Consider the following 5,715-nt stretch of genomic DNA (forward strand, 5'->3'; position numbering starts at 1 on the left):
GACGCGCTGCTCAGTGCCTTCGCGGAGGATCACTGCGTCCTTGGCGCCGAGCTCCAGCAGGGCGCGCAGGGCCTCGCCGGACTGCCGCTTGGCACGAACCTCGAGGTAGCGGCCGAGGAGGATGAACACGGTCACCAGCGCGGCGACCTCCAGGTACACCTCGTGGCCACCGGCCTGCGGGGTGCCGACGAAGGTGACGCTCATCCGCATTCCCGGCATCCCCGCACCGCCGAAGAACAGCGCGTACAGCGACCAGCCGAACGCGGCCAGCACCCCGACGCTGATCAGAGTGTCCATCGTCGCCGCCCCGTGCCGGGCATTGATCGCCGCGGCGCGGTGGAACGGCCACGCCCCCCACACCACCACCGGCGCGGCCAGGGTGAGCGTGAGCCACTGCCAGTAGGTGAACTGCAGGGCGGGGATCATCGACAGCACCGCGACCGGCACCGCCAGCACCGCCGAGACGATCAGCCGCTGCCGCAGCGACGCCAGCTCATCGTCCCGCGGGATGGTCTGCTCAGCCGTGTCGGGCACAGGCGGGGCTGGGAGGCTCGCTCCGTACCCCGCCTGCTCGACCGCCGCGATCAGCTCCTCCACCGGCACCGGGGCCTCCGAGTGCACGCGGGCCTTCTCGGTGGCGAAGTTGACCGTCGCCTCCACCCCGGGCAGCTTGTTCAGCTTCCGCTCGACCCACGTCGCGCACGACGCGCAGGTCATCCCGGTGATGTCGAGATCGACGTCCAGCGTGCTCATGAGGCTGCGGCGAGGCTGTACCCGGCCTCCTCCACCGCCGCCCGCACCCGCTCCGCATCCACCGGCGTCGCGCTGGACACCGTCACCGTGGACACGCCACCGGCGTGCAGATCGACCGCGACGTCGGAGACACCGTCGATCGCGGAGACCTCCTCGGTGACGCTACGCACGCAGTGCGCGCAGGTCATCCCCTCCACCAGGAACTGCGCCGACACGGTCTCACCCGCCGCCGTCTGCTGCGCCGGCGCGCCGGTGTCGGTGGCTGCCGTGGCGTGGGAGGTGGGGCTGCAACAGGCGCAGCCACCGCCGGTGCTGGTCGCCTGCAGGCCGAGGTCCTGGACTCCCTGTCCGGTCATGATGTGCTCCCTTCAAGAGCGTTGAACGATGTGAGTGGGGACGACGTTAGGAGCGCACGAGGCGCGCGATCGCGGCGTTCGCCTCGCGGAGCTTCTCCTCCGCGAGCGGGCCGCCTTCGGCGGTCGCCTGCGCGACGCAATGCGCGAGGTGGTCTTCCAGCAGCGACAGCGCGACGGACTCCAGCGCCTTCGTCGCCGCCGACACCTGGGTCAGCACGTCGATGCAGTACACGTCCTCGTCGATCATCCGCGCGATCCCGCGCACCTGACCCTCCGCGCGGCTCAGCCGCGCCAGCAGCGCCGGCTTGTTGTCCACATACCCGTGTGCCATCTCGCACCTCCACCCACAATCTACCATACCCTGTAGGGGTACAGGGTGTAGGGTGAGGTCATGACCGGCATCCAGGAGCCGCGGCCCGCACAGACCACCCGTTGGCCCGTCGTGACGGGCGGTCCCAGCTCGGGCAAGACCACCACGGTCAACCTGCTGCGGGGCCGCGGGTACACGACCACAATCGAGCACGCCCGCCACTACATCGACCTGCAACGGATCACCGGGCGCAGCACCGCGGAGGTGCGGGCACGGCAGAGCGAGTTCCAGCGCGCCGTCGTCGACATGCAGATCGAGCAGGAACGCTCCCTCGACCCGCAACAGACCGTGTTCCTGGACCGTGCTCTGCCGGACTCGCTCGCCTACTACCGCTTCCTCGGCCTCGCCCCCGGCACCGCTCTGCTGGGCGCGCTGGCCGGCGCCCGGTACGCGACGGTGTTCCTGCTTGACCTGCTCCCGCTGGCGTCCGACTACGCGCGCACCGAGGACCCCGCCGCGCAGCGGCGCATCCACGACCTGCTCGGGCTGGTGTACCAGGAGCTGGGCTTTCCCGTCGTCACCGTCCCCGCACTCGCCCCCGACGCGCGCGTCGACTTCATCCTCGAACGAGCATCGGCCGGCACTCCAGCCGAGAGGGGCGTGAGCTGATGGGCGCGGGGAGTAGCCGGTACCGGCAGATCGGGGCCGTGCTGCGCCGGCACGGACTCGGCGTCCTGGCCGGCGTGCTGGGCCTGGGCGGCTTGGTGCCGTTCCACCGCGGCGCCCTCGGACACGCCCGGCAGGAGGACCCCTACACGAACCCCGAGCATGTGCGGGTCGCGTTGGAGGAGCTCGGGCCGACGTTCGTGAAACTGGGCCAGATCCTCTCCACCCGGCACGATCTGCTCCCCGCGGCATGGGTCGCCGAGTTCGCCAAACTGCAGGACGACGTCGCCGCGGCACCGTGGGAGGGCATTCGGGACGTGCTCCGTGAAGAGCTCGGCGCCGACCCAGAGCACGTGTTCGCCCAGTTCGACCCGGTGCCGCTGGCGGCGGCGTCCATCGGGCAGGCGTACGCGGCAACTCTTCACGACGGCACCGAGGTCGTCGTGAAGGTGCGCCGGCCCGGCGTGGTCGCGCAGGTGCATGAAGACCTGGACATTCTCCGCAACCTCGCCGACCGCGCCGACCGGCGCTGGGATGCCATCCGGCAGTACGACCTGCCCGGGCTGGTGGAGGAGTTCTCCCGCACGCTGCGTGCCGAGCTGGACTACCTGCAGGAGGCCCGCAACGCCGAACGGTTCGCGCAGGAGTTCGCCCACGCGGCGCGGGTGCGGATTCCCCGCGTGCACGGGGAGACCACGACCTCGCGCGTGCTGACCCTGGAGCGGATGAGCGGGGTGCGGATCGACGACCTGGAGGGCCTGGACGCCGCCGGCATCGACCGGGTCGCACTCGCGCGGCTGGGTGCCGACATCGTGCTCACGATGGTGTTCGACAACCGGTTCTTCCATGCCGACCCCCATCCCGGGAACATGTTCGTGCAGCCCGACGGCGCGCTCGCGCTGATCGACTTCGGGATGGTCGGGGAGCTCACCGAACAGACCACGGACGGCCTCGCCGGCATCGTGCTCGCCTTCACCCGCGACGACCCGGACACCCTCACCACCGCCCTGATAGAACTCTCCCGGACCGCCGACGTCGTCGACCGGGCAGGGCTGCGGCAGGCGATCACCGCGTTCACGGCCCGCTACCGGGGCCGTTCGCTGTCGGAGATCAGCCTCGCAATCATGCTCCAGCAGCTGCTCGGCATCCTGCAGCAGCACCAGCTGCACCTTCCGCAGGAGACGGCGCTGCTGTTCAAAGTGCTGATGATGGCCGAAGGGACCGCGGCGCGGCTGGATCCGGACTTCCAGATGCTCGACGCCCTGCAGCCCTACGCTGAGCAGCTCACCCGCGCCCAGCTGTCCCTGCCGGCTCTGGCCCGGCGATGGGCGCGCGCGGGAGCCGACACCGGGGCACTGCTCACCGAGCTGCCCGCCACCCTGAGCCGGCTCCGGCATCTCCTCGAAGACGGCGGGTTCGAGGTGCACCTGCGCGCGACGGAGCTGGAACCTCTCGTCGGGCGCGCCGAACGCGTCGGCAACCGTGTCGTCGCGGGAATGATCGCCGCCGCGCTGATCAGCGGGATCGGCACCCTCGTCGGCGGGAACACGAAATGGCGCTCCCGGGAAGGCGTCCTGATCGGCGCCGGGACCGGCACGATCGGCGCCCTCGGCAGCTATCTGCTGTGGACGCTGCGGCGCCGCCGACCCCGCCCCTGACCCGCGCACGGCTCAAGAACACCACGAAAGGAGACGAAGATGGACAGGATCAGAGTCGGCGTCAACGGGTACGGAGTGATCGGCAAGAGGGTCGCCGACGCCGTCCACGCCCAACCCGACATGCACCTGGTGGGCGTCGCGGACATCGTCACCGACTGGCGAATACAATCCGCCGTCCCGCGGCTGCCCGTATTCGCCGCCACCCCCGACGCGCACAGCGGCATGGTGGACACCGGCATCCGCCCCGAGGGAACCCTCGACGATCTCCTCGCGCAGAGCGACGTGATCGTCGATACGACCCCCAAGCACGTCGCCGCCGGAAACCTGCCCCGCTACCAGGCGGCGGGAGTAAAGGTGATCGTGCAGGGCGGGGAAGCGCACTCGACCACCGGGCACTCCTTCGTCGCCCAGGCCAACTACGCCACCGCGCTCGGCCGGGACCTGACCCGGGTGGTGTCCTGCAACACCACCAGCATCGTCCGCGTCCTCGGCGCGCTCGAAAACGCCGGGCTGCTGCTGCGCGCCCGCGGGGTTACTGGTAGGGCCGAATGTCGCAGGGTGCACTATTCATCCTGGGATTAGTTCAGTCAACACTGTATGATCAGTGCATGCTGACCATTGCTCCACGTCTCGACGTCATGAACCGGCTCGGCCGGGCCATGGCGGACCCGACGCGCTCCCGGATACTGATGACCCTGCTCGACGGCCCCAGCTACCCGGCGGTGCTCTCGCGTGAGCTGGAGCTGACCCGCTCGAACGTCTCGAACCACCTGACCTGCCTGCGCGACTGCGGCATCGTGGTCGCCGAGCCGGAAGGGCGGCAGACGCGCTACGAGATCGCGGACCCGCACCTCGCGGCGGCGCTGACCGCGCTGGTGGACGTGACGCTCGCGGTGGACGAGCACGCGCCCTGCATGGACGCTTCGTGCACGGTGCCGGGCTGCTGCGGGACGGGAGCGGGCGCGTGAGCGCGGCGTGCGGCTGCGAGCACGACGAGCCTGAGACCGCAGTCGGCGAAGAGGCCGAGGAGGCGGAGCGCCCCTGGTGGCGGGACCGCGGGATCATGGTCCCGGTCTTCTCCGGTGTGGCGTTCCTCACCGGTCTGGCGCTGGAGTGGTCCGGGATGGAGATCCCTGCGCTGGTGCTGTTCTGGATCGGCCTGCTGCTGGGCGCGTCGACGTTCACGCCGGGCGCGATCCGGAACCTCTTCAAGGGCAAGCTCGGCATCGGGCTGCTGATGACCATCAGCGCGGTCGGCGCGGTGATCCTCGGCTACGTCGAGGAGGCCGCAGCGCTGGCATTCCTGTACTCGATCGCCGAGGCGCTGGAGGACAAGGCGATGGACCGTGCCCGCGGCGGGCTGCGGGCACTGCTCAAGCTCGTCCCGGAGACCGCCACCATCCGCCGCGACGGCGTCTCGGTCGAGGTCGCCGCGAAGGATCTGGCTGTCGGGCAGCTGATGTTGGTGCGGCCGGGTGAGCGGATCGCGACCGACGGCGTCGTCCGCACGGGACGTTCCAGCCTGGACACGTCCGCGATCACCGGGGAGTCGATCCCGGTCGAGGTCGAACCCGGCGATGCCGTCTCCGCCGGCGCAATCAACACCGCCGGGGCACTGGAGGTCGAAACGACCGCGGCAGGCACCGACAACTCACTGACCACGATCGTCGACCTCGTGGAGAAGGCTCAGGCGGAGAAGGGCGACCGCGCCCGCCTCGCCGACCGCATCGCCCGCCCTCTCGTCCCGGGCGTGCTGATCCTCGCCGCCCTGGTCGCGATCATCGGCTCGCTGCTCGGCGACCCGGAGCTGTGGATCACCCGCGCCCTGGTCGTGCTGGTCGCGGCATCGCCCTGCGCACTGGCGATCTCCGTGCCGCTGACCGTGGTCGCGGCGATCGGCTCGGCGAGCAAGTTCGGCGTGATCATCAAGTCCGGTGCCGCGTTCGAGCGGTTCGGCGTGATCCGCCACGTC

At 70.4% G+C, this 5,715-nt stretch carries 7 protein-coding genes and 1 pseudogene; 5 read left to right on the forward strand and 3 right to left on the reverse strand.

Translation table 11 applies throughout. From position 1 onward, the window contains the following. The 3 genes from DSP71_RS05515 to DSP71_RS05525 all read right to left on the reverse strand — a co-directional run. The coding region (locus DSP71_RS05515) for a cation transporter (protein ID WP_258546280.1) at nt 1-753 on the reverse strand (753 nt) is incomplete at its 3' end. After that, nucleotides 750-1,109: a heavy-metal-associated domain-containing protein gene (locus tag DSP71_RS05520; protein WP_113680583.1), complete on the reverse strand. Its 360-nt coding sequence runs from the start codon at nt 1,107-1,109 to the stop codon at nt 750-752. The genes DSP71_RS05520 and DSP71_RS05515, both read right to left, overlap by 4 nt. Before the next feature lie 46 nt (nt 1,110-1,155). Further along, a complete protein-coding gene (locus DSP71_RS05525; protein ID WP_005049572.1) occupies nt 1,156-1,440 on the reverse strand; it encodes a metal-sensitive transcriptional regulator in 285 nt (94 codons plus the stop codon). A 60-nt stretch (nt 1,441-1,500) separates the two neighbouring features. Between DSP71_RS05525 and DSP71_RS05530 the strand changes: the two genes are divergently transcribed. The 5 genes and pseudogenes from DSP71_RS05530 to DSP71_RS05550 form a co-directional block, all read left to right on the forward strand. Next, nucleotides 1,501-2,088: an AAA family ATPase gene (locus DSP71_RS05530; RefSeq protein WP_113680584.1), complete on the forward strand. Its 588-nt coding sequence runs from the start codon at nt 1,501-1,503 to the stop codon at nt 2,086-2,088. After that, the gene (locus DSP71_RS05535) at nt 2,088-3,743 is read left to right on the forward strand and encodes an AarF/ABC1/UbiB kinase family protein (protein WP_036286080.1); all 1,656 of its coding nucleotides are present in this window, start codon (nt 2,088-2,090) and stop codon (nt 3,741-3,743) included. Before DSP71_RS05530 ends, DSP71_RS05535 begins: the two co-directional genes overlap by 1 nt. Before the next feature lie 39 nt (nt 3,744-3,782). Continuing rightward, a pseudogene (locus DSP71_RS05540) lies at nt 3,783-4,274 on the forward strand (type II glyceraldehyde-3-phosphate dehydrogenase); the annotation flags it as partial. Nucleotides 4,275-4,351: 77 nt separating this feature from the next. Further along, entirely contained in the window at nt 4,352-4,711 is a 360-nt protein-coding gene (locus DSP71_RS05545) for a helix-turn-helix transcriptional regulator (RefSeq protein ID WP_060960787.1), read from the forward strand. Next, a partial coding sequence (locus DSP71_RS05550; protein ID WP_147251214.1) for a cation-translocating P-type ATPase occupies nt 4,708-5,715 on the forward strand: 1,008 nt, incomplete at its 3' end. The genes DSP71_RS05545 and DSP71_RS05550, both read left to right, overlap by 4 nt.

Origin of the sequence: Microbacterium sp. H6 (genome assembly GCF_003314775.1) — a bacterium.
GTDB classification, from domain to species: domain Bacteria; phylum Actinomycetota; class Actinomycetes; order Actinomycetales; family Microbacteriaceae; genus Microbacterium; species Microbacterium oxydans.

Excerpts from the sequence above, each read along its gene's own strand:
- DSP71_RS05545 (WP_060960787.1), top strand. The coding sequence starts at position 4,352 with ATGCTGACCATTGCTCCACGTCTCGACGTCATGAACCGGCTCGGCCGG.
- DSP71_RS05530 (WP_113680584.1), top strand. The coding sequence starts at position 1,501 with ATGACCGGCATCCAGGAGCCGCGGCCCGCACAGACCACCCGTTGGCCC.
- DSP71_RS05520 (WP_113680583.1), bottom strand. The coding sequence starts at position 1,109 with ATGACCGGACAGGGAGTCCAGGACCTCGGCCTGCAGGCGACCAGCACC.
- DSP71_RS05525 (WP_005049572.1), bottom strand. The coding sequence starts at position 1,440 with ATGGCACACGGGTATGTGGACAACAAGCCGGCGCTGCTGGCGCGGCTG.
- DSP71_RS05535 (WP_036286080.1), top strand. The coding sequence starts at position 2,088 with ATGGGCGCGGGGAGTAGCCGGTACCGGCAGATCGGGGCCGTGCTGCGC.